The 24,171-nt window shown below is 69.4% G+C and carries 27 protein-coding genes; 11 read left to right on the forward strand and 16 right to left on the reverse strand.

All coding sequences use genetic code 11. The annotated features are described in order from the left end of the window. The 9 genes from NVS83_RS16480 to NVS83_RS16520 form a co-directional block, all read right to left on the reverse strand. On the reverse strand, positions 1–810 hold the full coding sequence (locus NVS83_RS16480; RefSeq protein WP_258740287.1) for an AprI/Inh family metalloprotease inhibitor: 810 nt from the start codon (positions 808–810) through the stop codon (positions 1–3). 58 nt (positions 811–868) lie between these two features. Further along, positions 869–1,861 carry a 2-hydroxyacid dehydrogenase gene (locus tag NVS83_RS16485; RefSeq protein WP_258740288.1) on the reverse strand — a complete coding sequence of 331 codons (993 nt, stop codon included), beginning with the start codon at positions 1,859–1,861 and terminating at the stop codon, positions 869–871. Positions 1,862–1,889: 28 nt separating this feature from the next. Continuing rightward, a complete protein-coding gene (locus tag NVS83_RS16490) occupies positions 1,890–2,378 on the reverse strand; it encodes a MarR family winged helix-turn-helix transcriptional regulator (protein ID WP_258734641.1) in 489 nt (162 codons plus the stop codon). A 120-nt stretch (positions 2,379–2,498) separates the two neighbouring features. Then, positions 2,499–3,086 carry an NAD(P)H-dependent oxidoreductase gene (locus NVS83_RS16495; RefSeq protein ID WP_258740289.1) on the reverse strand — a complete coding sequence of 196 codons (588 nt, stop codon included), beginning with the start codon at positions 3,084–3,086 and terminating at the stop codon, positions 2,499–2,501. Continuing rightward, positions 3,086–4,492 carry an FAD-binding oxidoreductase gene (locus NVS83_RS16500; protein ID WP_258740291.1) on the reverse strand — a complete coding sequence of 469 codons (1,407 nt, stop codon included), beginning with the start codon at positions 4,490–4,492 and terminating at the stop codon, positions 3,086–3,088. Before NVS83_RS16500 ends, NVS83_RS16495 begins: the two co-directional genes overlap by 1 nt. After that, positions 4,482–5,834: a cytosine deaminase gene (locus NVS83_RS16505; RefSeq protein WP_258740292.1), complete on the reverse strand. Its 1,353-nt coding sequence runs from the start codon at positions 5,832–5,834 to the stop codon at positions 4,482–4,484. Before NVS83_RS16505 ends, NVS83_RS16500 begins: the two co-directional genes overlap by 11 nt. Before the next feature lie 5 nt (positions 5,835–5,839). Then, complete coding sequence (locus NVS83_RS16510) at positions 5,840–6,619, reverse strand: ABC transporter permease (RefSeq protein WP_258740293.1); 780 nt, start codon at positions 6,617–6,619, stop codon at positions 5,840–5,842. A gap of 13 nt (positions 6,620–6,632) precedes the next feature. After that, positions 6,633–7,391: an ABC transporter ATP-binding protein gene (locus tag NVS83_RS16515; RefSeq protein ID WP_258734589.1), complete on the reverse strand. Its 759-nt coding sequence runs from the start codon at positions 7,389–7,391 to the stop codon at positions 6,633–6,635. Positions 7,392–7,440: 49 nt separating this feature from the next. Beyond that, positions 7,441–8,475: an ABC transporter substrate-binding protein gene (locus NVS83_RS16520; RefSeq protein ID WP_258740294.1), complete on the reverse strand. Its 1,035-nt coding sequence runs from the start codon at positions 8,473–8,475 to the stop codon at positions 7,441–7,443. A gap of 141 nt (positions 8,476–8,616) precedes the next feature. Here NVS83_RS16520 and NVS83_RS16525 point away from each other — a divergent pair, with 141 nt between their 5' ends. The 3 genes from NVS83_RS16525 (at position 8,617) to NVS83_RS16535 (ending at position 10,961) form a co-directional block, all read left to right on the forward strand. Then, positions 8,617–9,006 (forward strand): RidA family protein, encoded by a 390-nt coding sequence (locus NVS83_RS16525; RefSeq protein ID WP_258740295.1) that lies wholly within the window; start codon positions 8,617–8,619, stop codon positions 9,004–9,006. A gap of 69 nt (positions 9,007–9,075) precedes the next feature. Beyond that, positions 9,076–9,894 carry a creatininase family protein gene (locus NVS83_RS16530; RefSeq protein ID WP_258740296.1) on the forward strand — a complete coding sequence of 273 codons (819 nt, stop codon included), beginning with the start codon at positions 9,076–9,078 and terminating at the stop codon, positions 9,892–9,894. Beyond that, positions 9,894–10,961: an Ldh family oxidoreductase gene (locus NVS83_RS16535; protein WP_258740297.1), complete on the forward strand. Its 1,068-nt coding sequence runs from the start codon at positions 9,894–9,896 to the stop codon at positions 10,959–10,961. Before NVS83_RS16530 ends, NVS83_RS16535 begins: the two co-directional genes overlap by 1 nt. A gap of 21 nt (positions 10,962–10,982) precedes the next feature. On the opposite strand, the gene NVS83_RS16540 is transcribed toward NVS83_RS16535, so the two are convergent. Both NVS83_RS16540 and ppa read right to left on the reverse strand, forming a co-directional pair. After that, the gene (locus tag NVS83_RS16540; protein WP_258740298.1) at positions 10,983–11,702 is read right to left on the reverse strand and encodes a phosphoribosyltransferase; all 720 of its coding nucleotides are present in this window, start codon (positions 11,700–11,702) and stop codon (positions 10,983–10,985) included. Positions 11,703–11,868: 166 nt separating this feature from the next. Further along, positions 11,869–12,396, reverse strand: coding sequence for an inorganic diphosphatase (ppa, locus tag NVS83_RS16545; protein ID WP_258740299.1), 528 nt, complete (start codon positions 12,394–12,396; stop codon positions 11,869–11,871). Positions 12,397–12,638: 242 nt separating this feature from the next. Here ppa and NVS83_RS16550 point away from each other — a divergent pair, with 242 nt between their 5' ends. The 8 genes from NVS83_RS16550 (at position 12,639) to NVS83_RS16585 (ending at position 19,354) form a co-directional block, all read left to right on the forward strand. Next, complete coding sequence (locus NVS83_RS16550; protein ID WP_258740301.1) at positions 12,639–12,935, forward strand: hypothetical protein; 297 nt, start codon at positions 12,639–12,641, stop codon at positions 12,933–12,935. Then, positions 12,935–13,678, forward strand: a complete 744-nt coding sequence (gene aztA / locus NVS83_RS16555) for a zinc ABC transporter ATP-binding protein AztA (RefSeq protein ID WP_258740302.1) — start codon at positions 12,935–12,937, stop codon at positions 13,676–13,678. Before NVS83_RS16550 ends, aztA begins: the two co-directional genes overlap by 1 nt. Then, positions 13,678–14,550, forward strand: coding sequence for a metal ABC transporter permease (locus tag NVS83_RS16560; protein WP_258740401.1), 873 nt, complete (start codon positions 13,678–13,680; stop codon positions 14,548–14,550). The genes aztA and NVS83_RS16560 overlap by 1 nt, the downstream gene beginning before the upstream one ends. A gap of 10 nt (positions 14,551–14,560) precedes the next feature. Then, positions 14,561–15,562 carry a metal ABC transporter substrate-binding protein gene (locus NVS83_RS16565; protein ID WP_258740303.1) on the forward strand — a complete coding sequence of 334 codons (1,002 nt, stop codon included), beginning with the start codon at positions 14,561–14,563 and terminating at the stop codon, positions 15,560–15,562. 136 nt (positions 15,563–15,698) lie between these two features. Beyond that, positions 15,699–16,673 carry a CobW family GTP-binding protein gene (locus NVS83_RS16570; RefSeq protein WP_258734579.1) on the forward strand — a complete coding sequence of 325 codons (975 nt, stop codon included), beginning with the start codon at positions 15,699–15,701 and terminating at the stop codon, positions 16,671–16,673. Between the two features lie 9 nt (positions 16,674–16,682). After that, on the forward strand, positions 16,683–17,447 hold the full coding sequence (locus NVS83_RS16575; protein WP_258740304.1) for an SDR family oxidoreductase: 765 nt from the start codon (positions 16,683–16,685) through the stop codon (positions 17,445–17,447). Between the two features lie 90 nt (positions 17,448–17,537). Next, positions 17,538–18,533 (forward strand): WD40 repeat domain-containing protein, encoded by a 996-nt coding sequence (locus NVS83_RS16580; protein WP_258740305.1) that lies wholly within the window; start codon positions 17,538–17,540, stop codon positions 18,531–18,533. A gap of 80 nt (positions 18,534–18,613) precedes the next feature. After that, positions 18,614–19,354, forward strand: coding sequence for an acetoacetate decarboxylase (locus NVS83_RS16585; protein WP_258740306.1), 741 nt, complete (start codon positions 18,614–18,616; stop codon positions 19,352–19,354). 34 nt (positions 19,355–19,388) lie between these two features. Here NVS83_RS16585 and NVS83_RS16590 read toward each other — a convergent pair whose 3' ends face one another. The 5 genes from NVS83_RS16590 to ispG form a co-directional block, all read right to left on the reverse strand. Then, positions 19,389–20,342 (reverse strand): nickel/cobalt transporter, encoded by a 954-nt coding sequence (locus NVS83_RS16590; RefSeq protein WP_258740307.1) that lies wholly within the window; start codon positions 20,340–20,342, stop codon positions 19,389–19,391. After that, entirely contained in the window at positions 20,339–20,992 is a 654-nt protein-coding gene (locus NVS83_RS16595) for a DUF1007 family protein (RefSeq protein ID WP_258734574.1), read from the reverse strand. Before NVS83_RS16595 ends, NVS83_RS16590 begins: the two co-directional genes overlap by 4 nt. Before the next feature lie 166 nt (positions 20,993–21,158). Then, positions 21,159–22,196, reverse strand: coding sequence for an aspartate-semialdehyde dehydrogenase (locus tag NVS83_RS16600; RefSeq protein ID WP_258740308.1), 1,038 nt, complete (start codon positions 22,194–22,196; stop codon positions 21,159–21,161). Between the two features lie 220 nt (positions 22,197–22,416). After that, positions 22,417–22,707 carry a GIY-YIG nuclease family protein gene (locus NVS83_RS16605; RefSeq protein WP_258740309.1) on the reverse strand — a complete coding sequence of 97 codons (291 nt, stop codon included), beginning with the start codon at positions 22,705–22,707 and terminating at the stop codon, positions 22,417–22,419. Between the two features lie 121 nt (positions 22,708–22,828). Continuing rightward, positions 22,829–24,151, reverse strand: a complete 1,323-nt coding sequence (ispG, locus tag NVS83_RS16610; protein WP_258740310.1) for a flavodoxin-dependent (E)-4-hydroxy-3-methylbut-2-enyl-diphosphate synthase — start codon at positions 24,149–24,151, stop codon at positions 22,829–22,831. Positions 24,152–24,171 lie beyond the last annotated feature (20 nt).

Here is a 24,171-nt window from a genome sequence, read left to right on the forward strand (position 1 = left end):
TCAGGGGACGCGGGTGAGGAAGAGCGGGCGGTTGTCCGCCGGCACCTTGATCCAGTCGTCGTCCTCGTTGGGGCTGAAATGCAGGCGCGCCCCGGTCGCGTTCTCGAGGATGAGCTCGCCCTGCTCCAGCCGCCAGCGGTCGGGCGTGCTGGCGCGGCCGAACAGCAGGCCGCAATTCGGGTCGGGATCGAGGCGGTAGCCGCTCGGGCGCATCGGCGCGTCGGAAAAGCGGATGCGGCAGGCCGGCCGGCCCGGTGCGCGCCCGAGGTCCCACTGGCCGAACAGGTCGGAGGGCTGGATTCGCGCGGCGTCGGCGATGCGCGGATTGACCAGGAAATAGACTCCGTCGCCCTCGCGCAGCGCCTCCCAGGTGCCGTCTATGCCCTCGGTGAACTCGGCCACGAGGCTGCCGTCGCCGCGCAGGAGCTGGATCGAGTTGCCCGAGGCGGGCGTCCAGGCGGCGATGTCGGGCGAGAACAGGATGGTGGCGGCGCAGGCCTGCCTGTCGAAGCTGAGGTCGAATAGCGGCCCGCCATCGGCCGTCTGTCCGCCGCGCCGCCGCGCCGAGAGCGACATGGCGCAGACTTGGTCGCCATCGGCATTGGTGAGCTGGTAGTCGGCGGCGAGCGCGGTGGCGGCTTGCGCCGGGGAAGGGTCGGTGGACGCGGAACCGGCCTGCGAAAGGTCGGTCTGCGAGGGCTCTCTCGCGTCGGCGTCCTGCGCGCGCAGCGCCGTACCGCCGGGAATCGCGAGCATCGCCGGCGCGAGCAGGAGCGCGCACAGGAACGGGGCGAGACGCCACGAGGGCATGACGCCGCGCCTTCCGCACCGCCCGGGACGCCGCGCCGGAGCGCTCATGCGGGCCTCCTCAGACCCTCGCCGGCACCGGGGTTTCCGGTACCGGCGTCAGGGGCGGGCGGCCTTCGAACCAGGCGGCGAGATTGTCCACCACGAGCTGGCCCATGGCGTTGCGGGTGACGTGGGTCGCGGAGGCGACGTGCGGCAGCAGGACGACATTATCCATCGCGATCAGCGCCTCGGGCACGTTCGGCTCGTCGGCGAACACGTCGAGGCCGGCGCTGGCGATGGTGCCCTCGGTAAGCGCCTTGATCAGCGCCGGCTCGTCGACCACCGAGCCGCGCGCCACGTTGATCAGCGTGCCGGTGGGGCCGAGCGCGGCGAGTACCTCGGCATTGATCATGTTGTTCGTCTCCGGCCCGCCCGGCACGATGACGATGAGCGCGTCGGCGTCCCGCGCCATCTCGACCAGCGAGGGATAGTGGCGGTAGGGCACGTCGGCGACCGGCCGGCGGCTGTGATAGACGATCGGCCGGCCGAAACCCTCCAGCCGGCGGGCGATGGCGCGCCCGATCCGGCCCATGCCGACGATGCCGATGGTGCGGTCGCGCAGCGTCGGGGTCAGCGGGAAGCCGCCCTTGGGCCACAGCCCGGCGCGCAGGTGCCGCTCGGCCTGCGGCAGCCGGCGGATGGTGGCGAGCAGCAGCGCCACCGACAGGTCCGCCACCTCGTCGTCGAGCACGCCCGGCGTGTTGGTGACGACGATGCCGCGTTCGGCCGCCGCGTCCGTGTCCACCGCGTCGTAGCCGACGCCGAAATTGGCCACGATCTCGACCTTGGGCAGGCGCGCGAGCAGGTCGCCGGTCACGCGGCGCTTGCCGCCGGCGGTCGAGCCGACCCCCGTCGCGACGGCGCGGATGCGCGGGCCGGCCTGCGCCAGCACCGCCTCGGGATCGGTGCCGTCGAGCCGGTGGACCGTGAAACGCTCGGTGAGCTGGGCCTCGATCATGGGCATCATCGGGCCCGTCAGCAGCAGCTCGGGCCGGGAATCAGTAGCGGACATTGGTACTCCTGTACGTAAAGCTAGGGTCTCAGGCCGTCTCGTCCGCGTCGACAGGATCGTCGTCCGGCTCGACGCTGATCGCGCCGAGCTGGCCCGAAAGGTTCTTCTCGATGCGGCGCAACAGCTTGCGCAGCCGCTTGCGGTCCTTGCCGTCGAGCCCCGAGACCATGGTGTCCTCGAGCGAGGTCCATATGTCGTCGATCGACTGGGCGCGGGCACGGCCTTCGTCGGTGAGGTAGACCCGCACCAGCCGGGCGTCGCCTTCGGCCGCCCGACGGGCGAGAAGACCCTGGGCGGAGAGGCGGCCCACGGTCTTGGAGGCGGTGGGCGGGCGCACCTGCAGCGCCGAGGCGAGCTCCGTCATGGTCCGCCCGTCCGATTCGGCGAGCAGCTTGAGCACCGTTTCCTGGCCGGGGAAGAGCCCGAATTCGTGGAGCTTGCGGGCTGCAAGAGCGCGCTGCAGGCGCGCTGCGTGATGGAGCCGATGTCCGATATTCTTTTCGAAGCCGTCCTTCATGGTGGCCCCCATTCGATTCGCCGCGACAGCAACTTCGTGTTGCAACAAGAACCGCGCGCCGTAACAGAAAGATGGCGGCAAACCTCTTCGCCGTCAAAATACCTCTCGCGGTGGTAGGATCTATAGCCGGGCGAAGCGCGCCTCGACACGCGAAAGAAAGGCCGAACACTTGGCTTCGGTGGTAGAGTCCATGCTGTGCAGCGCCAGCCAGAGCTTTCGCGCCCGCGGATGGATGATGCCGCCGACCCCGTCGAGCAGGATTCGCCGCCCCGGCTGGCCGACCCACAGCCACCAGAACCAGGGCGAGCCGAGCGTGCTCACGGCGGCGATGAGCCGGATATTGGTGAGCCGGCGTTCGAGCGGGCGGAACGGCCTGGGCAGGCCGAAGGTCTCGTAGGGCACGAGCACGCGATCCAGCCAGCCCTTGAGCATGGCCGGCGGCCCGTACCACCAGGTGGGAGCGACGAACACCAGCGCCTCGGCCGCCTTCACCCGCGCGAGGTGGTCGGCCACCGTCCGCGCGTTGAGGCCGGGCTGATGGTAGTCGAGCCGCTCCTGGCGGGTGAGGGCGGGCTGGAAGTCCTCGCCATAGAGGTCGATCAGGTCGGCCTCGTGCCCGCCCGCCTTCAGCCCGCGCAGCACCGCGTCGCGCAGGGCGGCGCTGAAGCTCTCCCCGACGGGGTGGCAGTAGACGACCAGCGCGCGCATCAGGCTACGCCTCCGAGGCCTCGAAAGAGGTAGGTGCGCCCGGCGCCGAAATCGAAATCGGGATGCTCGAAGGCGATCATTTTGCCCGGATTGAGTAGGCCGGCCGGGTCGGCCTCGCGCTTGAACGCGAGCTGGGCCGCGTCGGTCTGCTTCATGCCGCCTTCCTCAAGCGTGTAGCGGTGGGGATTGAACACCGGAATGCCGAACGCCTCGTGACGGGTGACGATCTCCTCCAGCCGCTCCTCGCTGGTGAAGCGCACCAGCGGCAGGCCGAAGCAGGTCACCTTGCCGTCGAAGCGCACGAATTCGAGATGGGCGGGCACCTCCTCGCCGAGCTCGGCATGGATGCGCGCCACGAGGCCGAGCTGGTCGGGGAACGGGTAGAGCGTCTGCAGATAGGTGATCGAGGGGTCGACCCGGAGCGCGCGCAGCGTGGTGTGGTTCCACGACAGCTCGTAGAGCGGGGGCAGGCCCTTGCGCGCGTCGGGATCGAGCTGGTCCGAGCGGAACAGCATCCGCCCCCGCCAGCGCGCCGTGAAGTCGGCGAAGGCGGCGCCGGCGACCGGGGCAATCATGGCCAGCACCACATGCAGCCCGTCCGGCAGATAGGGGCGGTGGCGCAGGAAATAGTCCTGCGGCAGTGGCGCCGCGATCACCGAGACGAGCTTCTTGAGGATCGCGTCCTGTTCGCCGAGCGCGTTGGCATAGGCGGCGGCGGTGGCGAAGTCTTCGAAGCCGACGATCGCCTCGATCCAGTCGCAGGCGGGCGCCAGCGGCATCTCGACCTCGAGGATGACGCCGTTGGTGCCGTAGGCGTGCGAGACCTTCTGCAACGCCTCGCCCTCGAGCTCGAGGATGCGCGGGCGTGCCTCCATGGTGGCGAGGCGAAGGCGCAGGATGTTGCCGAGGTCGCGCAGCCCGCCCCAGGTGATGGAGCCGACCCCGCCCGAGCCGCCGGCGACGAAGCCGCCGATCGAGGCGGTGCGGTAGGTCGAGGGATGAAGGCGCAGCTCCTGCCCGGAGGCGCGGCAGGCGGCGTCGATGTCGGCCATGATGGCGCCGGCCTGCGCCCGCACCCGGCCTGGCGCGATCTCCCGCACCTCGTTAAGGCCGGAGAGGTCCAGCACCAGCCCACCGGCCAGCGGCATGGCCTGCCCGTAATTGCCGGTGCCGGCGCCGCGCGGGGTGACGGGGATGGCGAGCGCGAAGCAGGCTTCGAGGATGCGCAGCACCTCGTCCTCGCTGGCGGGGAAGGCGACGATCTCGCCGGTGACGTCGTCGAGCTGGCGCTTCAGCGTCGGCGAGTACCAGTAGAAGTCGCGGCTCTTCTGGCGCACCAGAGCGGGATTGTCCTCCAGCCGGATGCCGGCGAGCCGGGCCTTGAGCGCGGGGATATCATGGGCCATGGCGCGGGGCCTTCCGGGTCTGCATCGCGTCGTCCAGTTCAGCGTAGTCGGGCACGGCCGCGTCGAGGAGGCGGCCCCTGCGCAGCACGCCGCGCGCCCCCAGCGGCCGGGCGAGCCATTCGTTGAGACTGCGGGCGGGGAAGAGGACGAGGTCTGCCGCCGTGCCGGGCGCCAGCCGGCCGGCTTCGAGGCCGATCCACTGCGCAGGGGCGCGCGAGACCACGGCCGGCCAGTCGGCGGCGGGATGGTCGAGATGGGCGATGCGGGTCGCCTCGCGATAGACCTCGGCAAGGTCCAGGTCGCCATAGGCATAGAAGGGGTCGCGGGTGTTGTCGCTGGCCACCATCACCGGAATGCCACGTGCCTTCATCTCGTGGAGCAGGGTGACGCCCCGCCAGCGTGGGGTGCGGCCGGGCGCGCGGTCTTGAAGGTAGAGGTTGCACATGGGCAGCGATACCACGCCGATGCCGGCCTGCGCGACGAGGTCCAGCGTGCGGTCGATCTCCTCCGCCGCCTTGAGCGAGAGCGCGCAGCAATGGCCGGCAAGGATCGGCCCCTCGAAGCGGCGCTCGCGGGCGAGGGTGGCGATCTCGAACAGGCCGCGCCCGTTGCGGTCGCGCTCATCGACATGAAGGTCGAGGGCGAGGCCCCAGCGCTCGGCCGTCGCGAACAGCCGCTCGAGGCCGGGGACGAGGTTGGGCGTCGCATAGGTGTAACTGCCGAGCAGCCCGCCATGGGCGCGGATGAGCTCGATCAGGGTCGCGAACAGCGTGTCGTCCATCACGCTGTCGATCGGGATCAGGCCGACCGCCTGCAGCTCGATTCGCCCGCGCCAGGCCTCGCGCATCGCGGCGAAGACGCGCCAGGCGGTGGCGGCGCGCGGGCCTTCCGAATCGAGATGGGTGCGGATCGCCACGGTGCCGTGGGCATGGGCGCAGCGCAGCGCGAAGTCGAAGCGGCGGGCGATGTCCTCCTCCGACCAGTTGGCGGCGCGGTCGGCGGCGACTGCCGCCATGGCGCCGTCGAAGCTGCCGTCCGGGTTCGGCGCGCGCTGCCAGATGAAGCCCTTGTCGAGATGGGTGTGGATGTCGACGAAGCCGGGCAGAACGAGGCGCCCGGCGAGGTCGAGGCGCGCCGGATCGGGCTGGGTAGCTCCGCTCGCGGAAGTCAGCGCCGCCACCCGCCCGTCGGCGACCGCGATGTCGACCGCGGCCAGCCCCTCGCGGTCCGCGCTCCAGGCGCCGTCCGCCAGCAGGCAGGCCGGCACGCGCGCATCGGCGAGGGTGAAGGCGGCGGGGAGATCGGCGAGGTCGGCGGCAAGGTCGGCAGGAAGACGGTTCATGGCGTTCAGCCGTTCGCCAGCGCGCTCTCGTGCCAGCGCCGAAGCGCCAGCCACGAGATGAGGCTCAGCACGGCATAGATCAGGATGCCGGCCAGCGAGATGAGCAGCAGCGCGGCGAACATGCGCGGAATGTTCAGCCGGTAGGCGGATTCGACGATGCGGAAGGCGAGGCCCGAGCCCTGTCCGGCCGAGCCGGCGGCGATCTCGCCGACCACGGCGCCGATCAGCGCCAGCCCGCCGGCGATGCGCAGCCCGCCGAGGAAATAGGGCAGGGCGGTGGGCAGCCGAAGCTGCACCAGCGTCTGCCAGCGGCTGGCGCCGGCAAGCCGGAACAGGTCGCGCAGGTTCGGGTCGACCGAGTTGAGGCCGAGCGTGGTGTTGGCCAGCACCGGGAAGAAGGCGACGATCCAGGCGCAGACCAGCACCGCGGTATCGGTGCTCAGATAGATCAGCATCAGCGGCGCGATGGCGATCACAGGCGTCACCTGGAGGATGACGGCGATCGGGAACAGCGAGAACTCGACGATCCGCGCGCTGGCGAAGATCAGCGCCAGCGCCACCCCGCCCGCCACCGCGAAGGCCAGCGCCAGCGCCGTGGTGCGCAGCGTCACCAGCATCGACTGCAGCAGCACCGCGTGGTCGGCGATGAGCGTCTCCACCACCTGGGCCGGGCTCGGCAGGATGTAGGGCGGCAGGTCGTTGAGATCGACGATCGCCTCCCAGCCGATGACGAGGGCGGCCATGACGGCCACCGGGAGCAGCCAGCGGAGCGGGGAGGTCTCCATGGCGCTCCCCGTCCTACTGCGCGTCCATCGCGCGGGCGAGCGCGAGCGAGGTCTCCCGGCACAGGCCGACATATTCCGGCGAGGTGCGGTACGCCTCGTCGCGCGGCTGGTCGGGATCGATCGACAGCTCCGCCGAGACGCGGCCCGGGCGGGCGCGGAACACAAGTATGCGGGTCGACAGGAACACGGATTCGAACACCGAATGGGTGACGAAGACGATGGTGCAGCCGAGCCGGCGCCAGACCTCGAGCAGGTCGTTGTTCAGCTTGAAGCGGGTGATCTCGTCGAGCGCGGCGAAGGGCTCGTCCATCAGCAGCAGGCGCGGACGCGTGACCAGCGCGCGGGCGATGGAGACGCGCATCTTCATGCCGCCGGAAAGCTCGCGCGGATAGGCGTCGCGGAAGGAGGACAGCCCGACCATCTCCAGCGCCTCGGCGATCGCCGGCTCGGCCTGCCGGCGCCCGACGCCGGCGAGCTTGAGCGGCAGGTGGACGTTGCCGAACACGCTCGCCCAGGGCATCAGCGTCGGCTCCTGGAACACGAAGCCGATGGAGCGGCGCGCGGCCTGCTCGCCGTTCCATTCGATGGTGCCGGCGCTCGGCTCGGACAGGCCGGCGATGAGCCGCAGCGCCGTCGACTTGCCGCAGCCCGAAGGGCCGAGCAGCGAGAGGAACTCGCCCTGCCGCACCTGCATGTCGAGCCCTTCCAGCGCCGTCACCGTGTTGGCGAAGCGCTTGCCGACGCCGTCGAGCGAGACGAGGGGGGCGGACATGCGGGCGGCGGGCTCTTTAATGGCGGCGTTCATGCGAAGCGGCATCGGCCTATTTGGCGAGGTCCTTGCCGACGCCCTTGTTCACGAATTGCAGCGTGTAGGACTTCTTGTAGTCGATGCCGCCGTCGACCACCTTGGCGGCGACCATCTTGTCGAAGAAGCTCTTCATCTTCGCATCGGTCATCGCGCCGATGCCCATCGTCTTGGTGTCCCCGGAATCGACGATGCCGTACTCCTTCATCTTGGCGATGGAGAAGGCGATCATCTCGTCGGTCATTTCCGGATTGTCCTTCTTTATCAGCTCGTTGGCCTTGGTGTTGTCGCCGTAGAGATAGTTGTACCAGCCGATGATCGAGGCATCGACGAAGCGCTGGACGAGGTCCGGGTTCTCCTTCACCAGCTCGGTACGGGTCTCGATCGTGGTCGAATAGGTGTCGAAGCCCTCGTCGGCCAGCAGGAACAGCTTCGGCTTGAAGCCGCCCTGCTTCTCGACCGCCAGCGGCTCGGAGGTGATGTAGCCCTGCATGGCGCTGTTCTCGTCGGCGAGGAACGGCGCGGCATTGAAGGTGTAGGGCTTCACCTGGCTCTCGCTGAAGCCGTAATCGGCGACCAGCCACTGGTAGTAGCTCGCCAGCCCCTCCTTGGAGATGAACAGGGTCCGCGTCTTCAGGTCCTCGAACGTCTTCACGTCCGGGTGCGCGATCAGCACCTGCGGGTCCTTCTGGAACATGGCCGCGACCACCTCGGTCGGGATCTCCTCGGCCACCGAGGAGAAGGCCTGCAGCATGTTGGCGCCCATGTAGAAATCGATCTTGCCGACCGGCAGCAGCAGCCGGTTGTTGGCCTGCGGCCCGCCCGGCACGATGGTCACGTCGAGCCCGTACTTCGCGTAGGTGCCGTCCACTACCGCCTGATAGAAGCCGCCATGCTCGGCCTGCGCCACCCAGTTGGTGCCGAAGGTCACCTTGTCGGCGGCCCGTGCGGCCGGCGCGGCGAGGGTGAGGGAGACGGCGAAGGCGAAGGCGAAGGCGAAGGCGAAGGCTAGGGGGGCGAGATCACGCAGGCGCGGAAGACGCAGGCGCATCGATGTCTCCATCCGGTGCGAAGGGGCGGCGGGCGGGGTGCAGATGGCGCCATGATAGGCGAGCTTAAGACGGATGCACATATGCCTGTACCGTCCTCTCCCGCAGTTGCGAACCGCGCCGCGTGCTCCTAGCGTGGGCCCATGCTTCGCCATCTCGTTCCCGATGCCGTCCGCCGGCCGTTCGCGCGCTACAGCCACGCGGTCGAAATTCCCGCCGGGGCGCGCCTCCTGCTGGTCTCGGGCCAGCTCGGCATCTCGCCCGAGGACGCCATCCCCGAAGGCGCGGAAGCGCAGGCGACGCTGTGCTTCGCCGCCATCGCCGCCTGCCTCGCCGAGGCGGGCATGGGGCCGGCCGACATCGTGCGTCTCAACGCCTATGTGACCGACCGCGCCCACATGGCCGGCTACATGGCCGCGCGCGACGCCTTCATCGCCGATCCGCCGCCCGCGTCCACCCTGATGATCGTCTCCGGCTTCACCCGGCCGGAGTTCAAGGTCGAGGTCGAGGCGCTGGCGGCGAAGGCGGATTGAGCCTAGAACGCGCCCATCCACCGCCTGCATCGCCGCCGCCCGTATTGTTTGTCTTGCCGGATCAGTGCCATGCCGCCCAAACGCTTCTGGACCGAACTCGCCTGGACCGATTTCGCCGAGGGCGACACGGCCGACTGGATCGCCGTGCTGCCGGTGGCCGCGGTCGAGCAGCACGGCCCGCACCTGCCGGTCGGCGTCGATACGATGATCGGAGAGGGCTATATCGAGGAGGTGATGAAGCTTCTCCCGGACGACCTGCCGGCAGTCTTCTTGCCGCTGCAGGCGATCGGCAAGTCCAACGAGCACATCCATTTTCCCGGTACGCTGACGCTGTCGGCGGAGACGGTCATCCGCGCCTGGAGCGAGATCGGCGAGAGCGTGCACCGCGCCGGGGTGCGCAAGCTGGTCATCGCCAATTCGCATGGCGGCAACGTGCCGATGCTCGACGTGGTGGCGCGCGACCTGCGCGCCCGGCTCGGCATGCTGGCGGTGACGGTCTCCTGGCATCGCTTCGGCTATCCCGAGGGGCTGTTCTCGCCGCAGGAGCGCCAGCACGGCATCCATGCCGGCGGCATCGAGACCTCGCTGATGATGGCGTTCCGCCCGGACATGATCCGAATGGACCAGGTGCGCGACTTCCCGCCCGCGACGCTCGCCATGGAGCAGGAATTCGCCTTCCTGCGCGCCGGCACGCCGGCCGGCTTCGGCTGGATGGCGCAGGACATACAGCTCGCCGGCGCCATGGGCGACGCCACCGAGGCCAGCGTCGAGAAGGGCGAGACCTGCGCCTTCTACGGCGCGCGGGCCTTCGTCGAGCTGCTGGCGGACGTGCACCGCTTCGATCTCGCGCGGCTGCCGGCCGGCCCGCTCGGCGGGGCCGCGCTCTGATGGACGCCAGGATTTCCGCTGACAAGGCCTCCGCCGACAAGGCCGCCGCCTCGCCGCTCGCTCCCCGCCGGGTAACGCTCGACGAGGCCCGCCTCTATGCCGCCCGGGTGCTGGAGCGCTTCGGCACGCTGCCGGCCAATGCCGCGCTCACCGCCCGCGCCCTCGTCGCCGCCGAGGCGGACGGGCTGGCGACGCATGGGCTGAGCCGGCTGCCGAGCTATTCGGCCATGGTGGCGAGCGGCAAGATCGACGGCCACGCGGTGCCGGTGGCGCGGCGCGTGGCGCCGGCGGTGCTCGCCGTCGATGCCGGCAACGGGTTCGCTTACCCGGCCATCGAAACCGGGTTGCCCCAGCTCGAGGCGATCACGCGCGAGGCCGGCATCGGCCTGATGATCCTGCGCCGGTCCAGCCATTTCGGCGTCGCCGGCCAGCCGGTGGAGCGGCTGGCGGAGCAGGGGCTGGTCGGGCTCGCCTTCGCCAACGCCCCGGCCTCGATCGCCCCCTGGGGCGGGCGGAAGGCCATGTTCGGCACCAACCCGATCGCCTTCGCCACCCCGCTGAAGGGGCGCGCCCCCGCGGTGGTCGACCTCTCGGTGGCGAAGGTGGCGCGCGGCAACCTCATGGCGGCGGCCCAGCGCGGCGAGCCGATCCCGGAAGGCTGGGCGCTCGACGCCGAGGGCCGGCCGACCACTGACGCCAAGGCCGGGCTCGGCGGCACGATGGTGCCGATGGGCGAGGCCAAGGGCACGGCGCTCGCCTTTATCATCGAGGTGATGGCGGCGGCGCTGACCGCCTCGACCCTCTCGATCGACGCGCCGAGCTTCTTCGACGGCGAGGGTCCCCCGGCGGCTCTCGGCCAACTCGTCATCTCCATCGACCCGTCGCGGGGGGCGGGCGACGCCTATCTCGACCATCTCGAGCGGCTGGCCCGCACCATCGAGGCCGAGCCCGGCGCGCGGCTGCCGGGCACCCGGCGCCTCGCCAATCGCGACCGCGCGGCCGGGGAGGGCGTGGTGATCGGCGTCGCGCTGCAGCGGGCGCTGGCCGGGATGGGCTTCACCGGCTGAGCGGGCGGACGCTTTCCGCCCTCATTCCGGCAGGGTCGACCAGTCCGGGTACCAGCCGCCCTCGCCCTTGCGGAACAGCGGGCAGGAGATCGGCGCGCGCACGAGGCCGGGCCAGGACGGATGGATGGCGCCGAGCGCCTTCTGCCAGACGTTCGTCTCCCGGATCGCGGTGACGACGCCGACCACGTCGGCGCCGATGCGCCGCATAAGCTCCAGCTCGGCGGAGACGGTGCCGCCGGTGGAGATCACGTCCTCGACCAGCAGCACGCGCTTGCCTTCCATCCGCTCCAGCAGGCGCGGATCGATGAACACCGTCTTCGGCTTGAGCGGGCTGGTGATGGAGATGACGGGGATCGACAGTTCGTCCTCGAACCAGAACTTGCGCGAATAGCTCAGCGGCACGTAGTGCGGGTGGCCGAGCTTCTTCGCCACCGAGGCGGCGAGAACCATGCCCAGCGTCGGCATGCCGACCACGATTTCCGGCGCGAGGTCGCGCACGGCGTCGGCCATGGCGCTGCTCAGCCGGTCCTCGAGCTCGAACGAGTTCTCGGTGATGCACAGATAGGCAATCGCCGTGTCGAAATCGGGCGGCAGGGCGAGGAAGGGCAGGTCCGCCCAGTCGCCGTCCGGCAGCTTCACCGGGTAGCTGTCGCCATAGGGCGGCGGGCCGACTTCCTTGAGCTCGGAGGCGGGGATGATGCGGTCGCGATAGGAGCCGCGGTTCTGGAAATTGAGGGGCATGGGAACTCCGGCGCGAGATATGCGCCGGAGCGAGCAATCACGATGCCAAGGCGTATCCGCCCGATGCCCATCCGCGCGGCGCCCATGAACGAGGGAGGGCCGGCTCCGCGCGGAACCGGCCCTCCGGGTTGTCGTCTGCTCGTCGGCGCCCGGTGCGGCGCCGTGCTCACTTCTTCGCGGCTGCGAGGCCGCGCTTGATGATCTCGTGGGCGCCGGCGGCATCGCGCCAGTCTGCGACGGAGACCGACTTGCCCTTCTCCAGATCCTTGTAGTGGGTGAAGAAGTGGGCGATCTGCTCGATGATGAGCGGCGGCAGGTCGGAGTAGTTCTTGACCTTGGCGTGGTAGGGGTAGACCGAGTCCGCGGGCACGGCGAGGATCTTCTCGTCGCCGCCCTTCTCGTCGGTCATCATCAGCACGCCGACCGGACGGGCGGGGATGACGGAGCCGGCGAGCAGCGGGATCGGCGAGATCACGACCACGTCGAGCGGGTCGCCGTCGTCGCCGAGCGTCTGCGGGATGAAGCCGTAATTGCCCGGGTAGAACATCGGCGTGTGCAGGAAGCGGTCGACGAAGAGCGCGCCCGATTCCTTGTCGATCTCGTACTTCACCGGCGCCCCGCCGGCGGGAATCTCGATGATGACGTGAATCTCCTCAGGCGGATTCGGTCCGGCCGAGATGCGGGAAATATCCATGAACGGGCTCCAGTCGGAAGCGCCGGCAGCGCCGGCAGGGCAACGCGCCTTCTCTTAAGTCGGCGCGGCCGCGCCGTCGAGACGCGCCGTGCGGTCAATTTAGCCTATCTCCGCCGGCCGGCGTGGTCGTTGACGTGGCTCAGGCGCGGCGAGGGATGTGGGGACCAAGCGATACATTGCATCATTTTCCCTAGGCAAAGCGAATTGATATGTTATATCACTTCCGCTCCCGGAGAGACCCGATGCCCATCGCCAGCGTGCCGCCCCCGTCCCACGACCCCCATCGCACCCCGCCGCAGGGCCTTGCCCCGGCGAGTTCGCGTGAGGGGGCCCACGCCCCTTCCGGGGCGCACGGTCATGCGCACGCCCATGGGCATCCGCACGGTCATTCCCACGGGCCCGGGCGGCGCCATCCGCCGGCACGGCCCTCGGCCTCGCTGCTGCGGCTCTCGGTGTGGCAGCGGCTCGCCATGGCGGTGCCGCTGGCAGCGCTGCTGTGGGCGGCGGCGCTGTGGGTTATCGGCGGGGTGGGGGCGTGATGGCACCCGTGCTCGCCTTCCGCGACCTGACGCTCGGCTATGAGCGCCACCCGGCCGTGCACCATCTCGAGGGTGAGGTGCCGGAGCGCTCCCTGCTTGCCGTGTGCGGGCCGAACGGCGCCGGCAAGTCGACCCTGCTGAAGGGCATTGCCGGCGTCCTCGCGCCGCTGTCGGGCCGGATCGAGGGCGCCGTACCGGCGCAGGAGACCGCCTATCTGCCGCAGGCGGCGGAGGTCGACCGTTCCTTTCCCATCGACGTCTACGACCTCGTTGCCATGGGCCTGTGGCGGCGCACCGGTCTGTTCGGCGGCATCGGCCGCGCCGACCGGGCACGGATCGAGGCGGCTATCGCCGCGGTCGGGCTCGAAGGCTTCGAGGACCGGCCCATCGCCACCCTGTCCGGCGGCCAGATGCAGCGTACGCTGTTCGCCCGCCTGCTGCTGCAGGATGCGCGGCTGATCCTGCTCGACGAGCCGTTCAACGCGCTCGACGCCGGCACCATCGCCGACCTGACCGCGCTGGTGGAGCGCTGGAACGGCGAGGGGCGGACCGTGGTTGCGGTGCTGCACGATCTCGAACTGGTGCGCGCGCATTTTCCCCAGACGCTGCTGCTGGCGCGCTCGACGGTGGCCTGGGGCGCGACGCGTGACGTGCTGACCACCTCCAATCTCGCCGTCGCCCGCCGCATGTGCGAGGCCTGGGATGAGAACGCGCCGGCCTGCGCACCCGGAGAGGCCGCGTGATGGTGCTGTACGACTACATCGTCGGCCCGTTCGCCGAGTTCGACTTCATGCGCCGCGCGCTGGTCGGCGTGCTGGCGCTCGGTGTCGGCGCGGGGCCGATCGGCGTGCTGATGATGCTGCGCCGCATGAGCCTTGCCGGCGACGCCATGGCGCACGCCATCCTGCCCGGGGCGGCAGTCGGCTTCCTCGCCGCCGGGCTGAACCTCTGGGCGATGACCATTGGCGGCATGGCGGCCGGCTTCACGGTGGCGATCGGCGCCGGCGCCGTCGCCCGCGCCACGCAGATGAAGGAGGACGCGGCGCTCGCCGCCTTCTATCTGGTGTCGCTGGCGCTCGGCGTGCTGCTGGTGTCGCTGCGCGGCTCCAATGTCGACCTGCTGCACGTGCTGTTCGGCACCGTGCTGGCGCTCGACGACCCGACGCTGCTGCTGATCGTCTCGATCGCCAGCATCACCCTGCTGGTGCTGGCGGTGCTGTGGCGCCCGCTGGTGATGGAAAGCGTCGATCCGGGCTTCCTGCGCTCGGTCAGCCGGGCGGGGGCGCCCTCGCACCTCGCCTTCCTGGCGCTGGTGGTGCTCAACCTCGTCGGCGGCTTCCACGCGCTCGGCACGCTGCTGGCGGTGGGCATGATGATGCTGCCCGCCATCGCCGCCCGGTTCTGGAGCCGGGAGCTGACCACGCTGGTCTGGCTGTCGGTGCTGATCGCCTGCGGCTCCGGCGCGCTGGGGCTGCTGGTTTCCTACCATTCGGGCGTGCCCTCGGGGCCCGCCATCATCCTCGTCGCCGGCGGCGCCTATGTGCTGTCGGTCCTGTTCGGGCCGGTCGGCGGACTGCTGCCGCGGCTCGTTCCCCGTCGTCACCTCGAAGCCTGAGGAGAATCGCATGCTGATCAACTGGCGGCCCACCCGCCGTTCCTGGCTCGCCGTGTTCGCCACGGCAGCGCTCGCCGCGCCGGCCCTGCTCACGCCTGCTTCGGCGCAGGACGCGGCGCCGGCCGCGAAGATGCCGGTCGTCGCCACCTTCTCCATCCTCAGCGACCTGGTGAAGCAGGTCGGCGGCGACCGCGTCGCGGTGAGCGTGCTCGTCGGTCCGAACGGCGACGCGCACGTGTTCCAGCCCGCGCCCGCGGACGCCAAGAAGGTAGCGGACGCCAAGGTCGTGTTCGTCAACGGGCTCGGCTTCGAGGGTTGGATGGACCGCCTGCTGAAATCCTCCGGCACCAAGGCGAAGATCGTCGTCGCCTCCGAGGGCGTGACGCCGCGCGAGATGGCGCACGAAGAGGAGGGCGACGCGCACGATGCCGATGCCACGCACGAGGCTGATGCCGCGCACGAGCACGAGGGCCACGAGCATGGCGGGCTCGACCCGCACGCCTGGCAGTCGGTGGCGAACGCCAAGCTCTACGTCGCCAATATCCGCGACGGGCTGATCGCCGCCGACCCGGCCGGGCAGGCGGCCTATGCCTCCAACGCCGCCGCCTACACCGCCAAGCTCGACGCGCTGGAGAACGAGGTGAAGGCCGCCATCGCCGCGATCCCGCCGGAGCGCCGGCGCATCATCACCTCGCATGACGCGTTCGGCTATTTCGGCGCCGCCTACGGCATGGAGTTCATCGCGCCGCAGGGCGTGTCGACCGAGGCCGAAGCCTCGGCGCAGGACGTGGCCAGCATCATCCGCCAGATCAAGGCGGAGAAGATCCCGGCGGTGTTCATGGAGAACATCTCCGACCCGCGCCTCATCCAGCGCATCGCTGCCGAGACCGGCGCCAAGATCGGCGGGGAGGTCTACTCCGACGCCCTGTCCGATGACAAAGGCCCGGCGAGCACCTACATCGACATGATCGAGAACAACATCCACCAGTTCTCGTCGGCGCTGTCGAGCTGACCCGCGCTGAGCTGGCATTCCGCAGACGCGTCCCGCGTCGCGGGGGCGCCGGCCGGCAGGATGAAGAATAGCGGTCCCGGATGTCGCAGGGCGACGTCCGGGACGACTCGTCTGACGAGACCATTGGAGTGGCACCATGCCCGAGACCCAGTCCGACAAGATCCCCGTCACCGTCCTCACCGGCTATCTCGGTGCCGGCAAGACCACGCTCCTCAACCGCATCCTCTCCGAGCCGCACGGCAAGAAGTACGCCGTCGTGGTCAACGAGTTCGGCGAGATCGGCATCGACAACGACCTGGTGGTCGGCGCCGACGAAGAAGTGTTCGAGATGAACAACGGGTGCATCTGCTGCACCGTGCGCGGCGACCTGATCCGCATCATCGACGGCCTGCTGCGCCGCAAGGGCGACTTCGACGGCATCATCGTCGAGACCACCGGCCTCGCCGACCCGGCCCCGGTCGCGCAGACCTTCTTCGTCGACGAGATCGTCGGCGCCAAGACCTCGCTCGACGCGGTGGTGACGGTGGCCGACGCCAAATGGCTGAAGGAGCGCCTGAAGGACGCCCCCGAGGCGAAGAACCAGATCGCCTTCGCCGACGTGATCCTTCTCAACAAGACCGACCTCGTCACCGACACCGAGCTGAAGGACGTGGAGATGCGCATCCGCGCCATCAACCCGTTCGCGCGCATCCACCGCACGCAGCGCTCGGACATCGCCATCGACAAGGTGCTGGGGCAGGGCGCGTTCGACCTCGACCGCATCACCGCGATCGACCCCGACTTCCTGGAAGGCGGCCACCGCCACTTCCACGACGAGGACATGAAGTCGGTCTCCTTCGCCTCCGACAAGCCGCTCGACCCGGACAAGTTCTTCCCGTGGATCCAGGAGCTGACCCAGCGCGAGGGGCCGAACATCCTGCGCTCCAAGGGCATCCTCGCCTTCAAGGACGACCCGGACCGCTTCGTGTTCCAGGGCGTGCACATGATCCTCGACGGCGACCACCAGCGCCCCTGGCGCGCGGACGAGGCGAAGACGAGCCGCATCGTCTTCATCGGGCGCCATCTCGACGAGAAGGCGCTGGAGGAAGGCTTCCTCTCCTGCACGGCGTGAGGGGGCGGCGTGAGCGAATTCGCTGACAAGGTCGTCATCGTCACCGGAGCGGCGCGCGGCCTCGGCCGCGTGACCGCGCTCGCCTTCGCCGGCGAGGGCGCGCGGGTCGTGGTCACCGACATCGACCGCGCCGGCGGCGAGGAGACGCTCGAGATGGTGCGTCAGGCGGGCGCGCAGGGCCTGTTCCTGCCGACCGACGTGCGGGTCGAGAGCGAGGTGGAGGAGATGGTCGCGAAGACCGTCGAGACCTATGGCCGGCTCGACTGCGCGGTGAACAATGCCGGCGTGGTCCGCTTCGCGCCGATCGACGAGGAGACCGGCGAGAGCTTCGACCTTCACGTCGACACCAATCTGCGCGGCGTGTTCCACTGCATGAAGCACGAGATCCGCCAGATGAAGAAGAATGGCGGCGGGGCGATCGTCAACCAGTCCTCCGTCACCGGCAGCCTCACCGGCAACCCGACCGAGAGCCTCTATGCCGCCTCCAAGGGCGGGGTGGACGGGCTCACCAAGTCGGTGGCGCTGGAAGTCGCCAGGCACGGCATCAGCGTCAACGCCATCGCCGCCTGCGGCATCGACGCGCCCGGCGACGTGTTCCACCAGTGGATGGAGCGCGAGGGCATCAGCGCCGAGGAAGCGGGAAAGATGTTTCCGATCGGCCGTCTCGGGCAGGCGGACGAGCTGACCGCGGCGGTGCTGTTCCTGTGCTCGGAGAAGGCACGCTTCATCCTCGGCCACCTGCTGGTCATCGACGGCGGCTGGATCGCCCGCTGAGCCGCAGGCGGACGCGCTCATGAGAGCGGGGCGTGACGGCGGCGCCCGCATCGGCTAACTCTGCACCTGCCCGCGACCGACAGAAATGCCATGGCTGCCCTTTCCTCCACGCCTTCCTCCATCACCTCGAAGCTCAACCCGCTCGATCTCGGCGACCCCGTGGTCGGCGTGCGCTTCCTCGGTTCCGTTGCCGCCTTCGCGCTCGGCGGCGGGCAGATCGTGCTCGCGGGCGAGGAGGAACGGCGCCTCGACGCCCATGGCGGCGCCATTCTGAGCGTCGATGGCGACCGGCGCCGCCTCGTCACCGGCGGCGACGACGGCCGGGTGGTGGAGACGGCGGGCGACGGGTCGAGCCGGGTGCTGTTCGAGCAGAAGGGTCGGTGGATCGACCAGGTGGCCGCCGGGCCGGACGGCTCGGTCGCCTTCTCCGCCGGCCGCACTGCCTATTTCCGGCCCGCCAAGGGCGATCCGAAGACGCTCGACCTGCCCTCGACGGTCGGCGGGCTCGCCTTCGCGCCGAAGGGCACGCGGCTCGCCATCGCCCATTATGGCGGGTCGACGCTGTGGTTCCCGAACGCGCAGGCCAAGCCGGAGTCGCTCGAATGGAAGGGTTCGCATCGCGGCATCCTCTGGCATCCGGAGGGGCGCTTCATCGTCACCACCATGCAGGAGCCGGCGCTGCACGGCTGGCGGCTGCCGGACGGGGCGCATATGCGCATGTCGGGCTATCCCTCGCGGGTGAAGTCGATGGCCTTCACCGCCGGCGGGCGCTTCCTCGCCACCTCCGGCTCGAGCGAGGCGGTGCTCTGGCCGTTCGGCTCGAAGGAAGGGCCGATGGGCAAGCAGCCGACCATGCTGGCGCCGCGCGATGTGCGCGTCTCCTGCGTCGGCGCGCATCCCAAGGACGAGGTGATCGCCTGCGGCTATGACGACGGCATGGTGCTGCTCGTGCGCATTTCCGACGGGGCGGAGATCCTCGCCCGCTCGCCGTCGGGCGGGGCGGTCAGCGCGCTCGCCTGGCGCGCGGATGGCGGCGCGCTCGCCATCGGCACCGAGGACGGTGCGGGCGGGCTTATCGTGCTGTGACGGTGCGATGACGCGGTTCGCACTGTCGCGGCCGCGTGCGGTGCATTAGGCTCGGAATCCGTTCCAGCTGAGGGCCCGTCATGAAGATTGAAGACGTCCGTCGCACTGCCTATTCCATGCCGTTGACCAGCCCTTCCTACCCGAAGGGCCCGTACCGCTTCTTCAACCGCGAATATTTCATCATCACCTACCGCACCGATCCGGCGGCGCTGGAGAAGGTGGTTCCCGAGCCGCTGAAGGTGACGGACCCGATCGTCAAATACGAGTTCATCCGCATGCCGGATTCCACCGGCTTCGGCGACTACACCGAGACGGGGCAGGTGATCCCGGTCGAGTTCGAGGGCCGCAAGGGCGGCTTCGTCCATTCCATGTATCTCGACGACGAGGCGCCGATCGCCGGCGGGCGCGAGATCTGGGGCTTTCCCAAGAAGCTGGCCAAGCCGAGCATCGCGGTGGAGAGCGACACGCTGGTCGCCAAGCTGAACTATGGCAGCGTGCTCTGCGCCTGCGGCACGATGGGCTACAAGTACCAGGCGGTCGACAAGGACGCGACGCTGAAGTCGATGCTGGCGCCGAACTGGATGATCAAGATCATTCCCGACGTGGATGGCGGCCCGCGCATCTGCGAGCTGGTCGAGTACTATCTCGAGGACGTCACCATCAAGGAAGCGTGGACCGGGCCGGCGGCGCTCGGGCTGTTCCCGCACGCCATCTGCGACGTCGCCAAGCTGCCGGTGCTGGAGGTGCTCTCCGCCACCCACATCAAGTCCGACCTGACGCTCGGCCTCGGCAAGGTGATCCACGACTATATGAAAGACTGAGGCCTGCGCGCTGACTGCAAGCCTGCCGCTGGCTTCAGCCGAGCGACAGGCGCTCGGTGAGCATGAAGCCGAACATCAGCGCGAGGCCGAAGGCGATCAGCGCCAGCGCGGCGAGGAATTCGACGCCGCGCAGCACGACGGACCCGGCCGAGCCCGGCCGGGTCGCGGCCAGCCGCACCGCGGTGCGCTTGGCGAACACCGCGAGCGCGGCGACGGCGCTCACCGTCATCGCCGTGCCCACGCCCATCAGCAGGGTCGAGGCCGCCCCGACCCAGAAGATGCCCTGCGTCAGGGCGAAGATCAGCACCAGGATCGCGCCCGAGCAGGGCCGCAGCCCGACCGAGAGCACCGCGCCCCACCATTCGCGCCAGCCGCTCCCCTTTGGCAGCGCGTCGGGGCCGGGCAGGTGGCCGTGATCGTCGCAGCTCTCGTCGCCATTGTGGACATGGTCCGGCAGGCCGCGCCAGGCGGCGATGAGCGCGCGGCCCTTCACATAGGCGAGGCGCAGGCCGATCAGCACCACTAGCGCGTAGGCGGCGAGCTCGACGATATAGACCGCCCGGCTCATCGTCACGGCGGTGGCGCCGAGCACGATCGCGAACAGCGCGGCGACCAGGATGGCGGTCATCGACTGGGCGAAGGCGCTGGCGAAGGCAAGGCCGACGCCGCGCTTCAGCGTCGCCTCGTTGGCGAGCAGGTAGGAGGAGATCACCGCCTTGCCGTGCCCCGGCCCGGCGGCGTGGAAGATGCCGTAGGCGAAGGAGATGCCCCCGAGCACGGCGAGCGCGCTGCCGTCCTGCTTGGAGGCGCGCACCGCCGAGGTCAGCAGGCGGTAGAACTCGGCCTGCTTGGCGAGGATGAAGGCGGCGATGCCGGCGGGCTCCGGCGGGGCCGGGGCGCCGACGCCGAAGGGCGATTGCGCGAAGGCGGGGTGGAGCGCGAGCGCCGCCCCGAGCACGGCCAGAAGGGCAAGCGCGAGCCGCTTCACGGACAGGTCACCGTGGCCCGGTTGGAGAATTGCGAGCCGAAATTGCTGGCCGAGGTGAGCGTGTTGAAGAAGCTCTCGGACAGCGTCATGGTCGAGCTCGAGGTCGCGGCCGGATCGGGCCGGTGCAGGTCGACCGTGCAGCCGGGCGGCCCGCCCGCCAGCTTGACCGGATTGTCGTCGGCGAGCTGGAAGGCGACGAAATAGGTCGGGTCGTAGACGTCGATCGCGGTGCTGCCCTTCGCCGGCACGGGCTTGGCCAGCGGCAGGGTGAAGTGCAGCGTCAGCGACGTGCCGTCATAGGTGAGGCTGTAGTCCTTCGGCGGGGCGAACGGGAACTTCTGCTTCCCGCGCTGGGCATAGGTGAAATAGTCGTAGTCCTTGAGGGAATCGATGTTGACCTGGGCGAGCTCCTTCAGCGTCTTCTCGGTCGGCTTGCCGTCCGGCCCGGTCTCCAGCCCCTGCAGCGCGAAGCTCGAGAAGCCCTCGTCGAAGGTCCAGTCGTGGCGCACGTCGACCAGCGAGCCGTCGGGCGCATAATTGAACTGGGATCTCACGACCACCCAGACATGGGGATGGGCGAGGGCCGGGGCGGAGAGCGAGGCCAGCCCGCCCGCGACGATCGCCGCGATGGTGAGAAGACGCGTCAGCACGATTCCATCCGAAGTTGAGGTGCGGCGCACCTTGTACATCGACTTCGGCGGAACGGTGACGCGGTAATGTCAGAACGACAACGGCCGCCCCGGAGGGCGGCCGCTGCATTTCCCGTAATATCGGGCCGCCCGGAAGCAGCCTTCGCGGTCTCGCGACCGCGTCCGCTCAGGCCGCCTTCTGCGACTTCGGCTGAAGCAGCTTGCGGTTGACCAGAACCTCGGCGATCTGCACCGCGTTCAGCGCCGCGCCCTTGCGCAGATTGTCCGACACGCACCAGAAGGAGAGGCCGTTCTCCACCGTCGCATCCTCGCGGATGCGCGAGATGTAGGTTGCGTCCTCGCCGGCCGCCTCATAGGGCGTGACGTAGCCGCCGGGCTCGTGCTTGTCGACGACCAGCACGCCGGGGGCGTTGCGCAGCGCCTCAGTTGCCTCCTCGACCGTGATCGGCTTCTCGAACTCGATGTTCACCGCCTCGGCATGGGAGATGAACACCGGGACCCGCACCGCGGTGCAGGTGAGCTTGATCTTCGGGTCGAGGATTTTCTTGGTCTCGGCCATCACCTTCCATTCTTCCTTGGTGTAGCCGTCCTCCATGAAGACGTCGATGTGCGGAATCACGTTGAAGGCGATGCGCTTGGTGAACTTCTTCGGCTCGATCGGGTCGGAGACGAACACGGCGCGGGTCTGCGAGAACAATTCGTCCATCGCGTCCTTGCCGGCGCCGGAGACCGACTGGTAGGTCGCGACCACGACACGCTTTATCGTCGCCAGATCGTGCAGCGGCTTCAGCGCCACGACGAGCTGGGCGGTCGAGCAGTTCGGGTTGGCGATGATGTTCTTGCGGGTGAAGCCCTTCACCGCGTCGGCGTTCACTTCCGGCACGATCAGCGGCACGTCGGAATCGTAGCGCCAGGCCGAGGAGTTATCGATCACCACGCAGCCCTGGGCGCCGATCTTGGGCGACCACTGCTTCGACACGTCGCCGCCCGCCGACATCAGGCAGATGTCGGTGTCGGAGAAGTCGTAGTGCTCGAGGGCTTTGACTTTCAGGGTCTTGTCGCCGAAGGAGACTTCCGTCCCGACCGAACGGCGGGAGGCGAGCGCGACCACCTCGTCGGCGGGAAAGCCCCGCTCCGAGAGGATGTCGAGCATTTCACGGCCCACATTGCCTGTGGCGCCGACGACGGCGACCTTGTAGCCCATCATATTTCTCCTGAAAGTCCTGCCATTCACAGGCTCGGACGAGCGCGGGCTTTTACGCGATAAGGCCCACCGACGCAATGTGGGGGCAGGGGCCGGCGCGACAAGATCGGCTCTCCGCAGCGCTTCGGTCGGGACGACGTTCTTCCGCCGACCGCCGTCATCCCGGCCGCAGGCGGAGCCGGAGAGCCGGGATCGTGAAGAGGCGCGGCGTCGTGTCGGTTCAGGCAGCGATCTCGGCGAACCGGTCCAGCCATTCGGGATTGTGCGCCTCGATCAGGGCGACCTTCCATTCCCGCCACCCGCGCTTGATGCGTTTCTCGCGAAGAATGGCGCCTTCCGCGTCCTCGTGCCGTTCGAACCAGACCAGACGGTCGATGTTGTAGCGCGCGGTGAAATCCGGGATGGAATGAGTGCGGTGCTCGTGGATACGCGTGGGAAGATCGCTGGTTACGCCGACATAGAGCGGACCGTCCTTGCGGGTCGCGAGTATGTAGACGAAGAAACGCTTCATGCGCTCAATCGTTGCGCGATCCCGGCTCTCCGGCTCCGCCTGCGGCCGGGATGACGTTTCCGGTTTGAGTATCCCGGTGCCATGGTGGCGCAAAGGCGCGAGCGGTTGCCGATCCAGAGGCCTATTCGGCCGCGTCGACGCTGCCCGCCTCCGTCCGTCCCACGCCGAAGCGGCGGGCGACATAGTCCTCGACGATCTTCTTGAAGTCGTCGCGCAGGGTCGGCCCGCGCAGCGTCATCGCCTTCTTGCCGTCGAGATAGACCGGGGCGGTGGGGAACTCGCCGGTACCGGGCAGCGAGATGCCGATGTCGGCATGCTTGGATTCGCCCGGCCCGTTGACGATGCAGCCCATCACCGCGACGTTCAGCGTCTCGACGCCGGGATAGTGCTTCTTCCATTCCGGCATCGAGGTGCGGATGAAGTCCTGCACCTCGAAGGCAAGCTCCTGGAAGGTGGTGGAGGTGGTCCGCCCGCAGCCGGGGCAGGCGGCGACCAGCGGCACGAAGGTGCGCAGGCCCATGGTCTGCAGCATCTCCTGCGCCACCGTCACCTCGCGCGTGCGGTCGCCGCCCGGCTCGGGGGTGAGCGAGACGCGGATCGTGTCGCCGATGCCCTGCTGGAGCAGCACGCCCATGGCGGTGGAGGAGGCGACGATGCCCTTCGAGCCCATGCCGGCCTCGGTGAGGCCGAGATGCAGCGCGTAGTCGGCGCGGCGCGCGAGCTCGGAATAGACGGTGATCAGGTCCTGCACCGCCGACACCTTGGCGGAGAGGATGATCTTCTCGCGCTTGAGGCCGATCTCCTCGGCGAGCGCCGCCGAGAGCAGCGCCGAGCGCACCAGCGCCTCGCGGGTGACGGCGCGCGCGTCCGCCGGGCGCGGAAGCTTCGCGTTCTGGTCCATCAGCGCGGTGAGCAGGTCGTTGTCGAGCGAGCCCCAGTTGGCACCGATGCGCACCGGCTTATCGTATTTGATGGCGAGCTCGATGATGGTAGCGAAGTGCCGGTCGCGCTTGTCGCCGAAGCCGACATTGCCCGGGTTGATGCGGTACTTGTCGAGCGCGGCCGCGCAGTCGGGATACTTCGTCAGCAGCAGGTGGCCGTTATAGTGGAAGTCGCCGACGATCGGGGTGGAGAGCCCCATCGCCAGCAGGCGCTCCTTGATCTCCGGCACCGCCTGGGCGGCTTCGTCGCGGTCGACCGTGATGCGCACGATCTCCGAGCCGGCGCGCGCGAGCTGGGCGATCTGCAGCGCCGTGCCGGCAGCGTCCGCGGTGTCGGTATTGGTCATGGACTGCACGACGACCGGCGCGCCGCCGCCAACCAGCACCTCGCCGACCCGGACGGGAACGGTCGCCCGCCGCGGGGCCGGGCCGGCGGCCTCGAGCTCGGGAGCGACGATGGGTTCGAGAGCGGTCGGTTCGGCGGTGTCGCGGAGCAGGGTCATCGGGGGACGTTCCAGTGGCG

This window comes from Ancylobacter mangrovi (assembly GCF_024752335.1).
Taxonomy (GTDB): Bacteria; Pseudomonadota; Alphaproteobacteria; order Rhizobiales; family Xanthobacteraceae; genus Ancylobacter; species Ancylobacter mangrovi.

Coding starts and splice junctions, on each gene's coding strand:
- NVS83_RS16480 (WP_258740287.1), bottom strand. CDS start 810: ATGCCCTCGTGGCGTCTCGCCCCGTTCCTGTGCGCGCTCCTGCTCGCG.
- NVS83_RS16485 (WP_258740288.1), bottom strand. CDS start 1,861: ATGTCCGCTACTGATTCCCGGCCCGAGCTGCTGCTGACGGGCCCGATG.
- NVS83_RS16490 (WP_258734641.1), bottom strand. CDS start 2,378: ATGAAGGACGGCTTCGAAAAGAATATCGGACATCGGCTCCATCACGCA.
- NVS83_RS16495 (WP_258740289.1), bottom strand. CDS start 3,086: ATGCGCGCGCTGGTCGTCTACTGCCACCCCGTCGGGGAGAGCTTCAGC.
- NVS83_RS16500 (WP_258740291.1), bottom strand. CDS start 4,492: ATGGCCCATGATATCCCCGCGCTCAAGGCCCGGCTCGCCGGCATCCGG.
- NVS83_RS16505 (WP_258740292.1), bottom strand. CDS start 5,834: ATGAACCGTCTTCCTGCCGACCTTGCCGCCGACCTCGCCGATCTCCCC.
- NVS83_RS16510 (WP_258740293.1), bottom strand. CDS start 6,619: ATGGAGACCTCCCCGCTCCGCTGGCTGCTCCCGGTGGCCGTCATGGCC.
- NVS83_RS16515 (WP_258734589.1), bottom strand. CDS start 7,391: ATGTCCGCCCCCCTCGTCTCGCTCGACGGCGTCGGCAAGCGCTTCGCC.
- NVS83_RS16520 (WP_258740294.1), bottom strand. CDS start 8,475: ATGCGCCTGCGTCTTCCGCGCCTGCGTGATCTCGCCCCCCTAGCCTTC.
- NVS83_RS16525 (WP_258740295.1), top strand. CDS start 8,617: ATGCTTCGCCATCTCGTTCCCGATGCCGTCCGCCGGCCGTTCGCGCGC.
- NVS83_RS16530 (WP_258740296.1), top strand. CDS start 9,076: ATGCCGCCCAAACGCTTCTGGACCGAACTCGCCTGGACCGATTTCGCC.
- NVS83_RS16535 (WP_258740297.1), top strand. CDS start 9,894: ATGGACGCCAGGATTTCCGCTGACAAGGCCTCCGCCGACAAGGCCGCC.
- NVS83_RS16540 (WP_258740298.1), bottom strand. CDS start 11,702: ATGCCCCTCAATTTCCAGAACCGCGGCTCCTATCGCGACCGCATCATC.
- ppa (WP_258740299.1), bottom strand. CDS start 12,396: ATGGATATTTCCCGCATCTCGGCCGGACCGAATCCGCCTGAGGAGATT.
- NVS83_RS16550 (WP_258740301.1), top strand. CDS start 12,639: ATGCCCATCGCCAGCGTGCCGCCCCCGTCCCACGACCCCCATCGCACC.
- aztA (WP_258740302.1), top strand. CDS start 12,935: ATGGCACCCGTGCTCGCCTTCCGCGACCTGACGCTCGGCTATGAGCGC.
- NVS83_RS16560 (WP_258740401.1), top strand. CDS start 13,678: ATGGTGCTGTACGACTACATCGTCGGCCCGTTCGCCGAGTTCGACTTC.
- NVS83_RS16565 (WP_258740303.1), top strand. CDS start 14,561: ATGCTGATCAACTGGCGGCCCACCCGCCGTTCCTGGCTCGCCGTGTTC.
- NVS83_RS16570 (WP_258734579.1), top strand. CDS start 15,699: ATGCCCGAGACCCAGTCCGACAAGATCCCCGTCACCGTCCTCACCGGC.
- NVS83_RS16580 (WP_258740305.1), top strand. CDS start 17,538: ATGGCTGCCCTTTCCTCCACGCCTTCCTCCATCACCTCGAAGCTCAAC.
- NVS83_RS16585 (WP_258740306.1), top strand. CDS start 18,614: ATGAAGATTGAAGACGTCCGTCGCACTGCCTATTCCATGCCGTTGACC.
- NVS83_RS16600 (WP_258740308.1), bottom strand. CDS start 22,196: ATGGGCTACAAGGTCGCCGTCGTCGGCGCCACAGGCAATGTGGGCCGT.
- NVS83_RS16605 (WP_258740309.1), bottom strand. CDS start 22,707: ATGAAGCGTTTCTTCGTCTACATACTCGCGACCCGCAAGGACGGTCCG.
- ispG (WP_258740310.1), bottom strand. CDS start 24,151: ATGACCCTGCTCCGCGACACCGCCGAACCGACCGCTCTCGAACCCATC.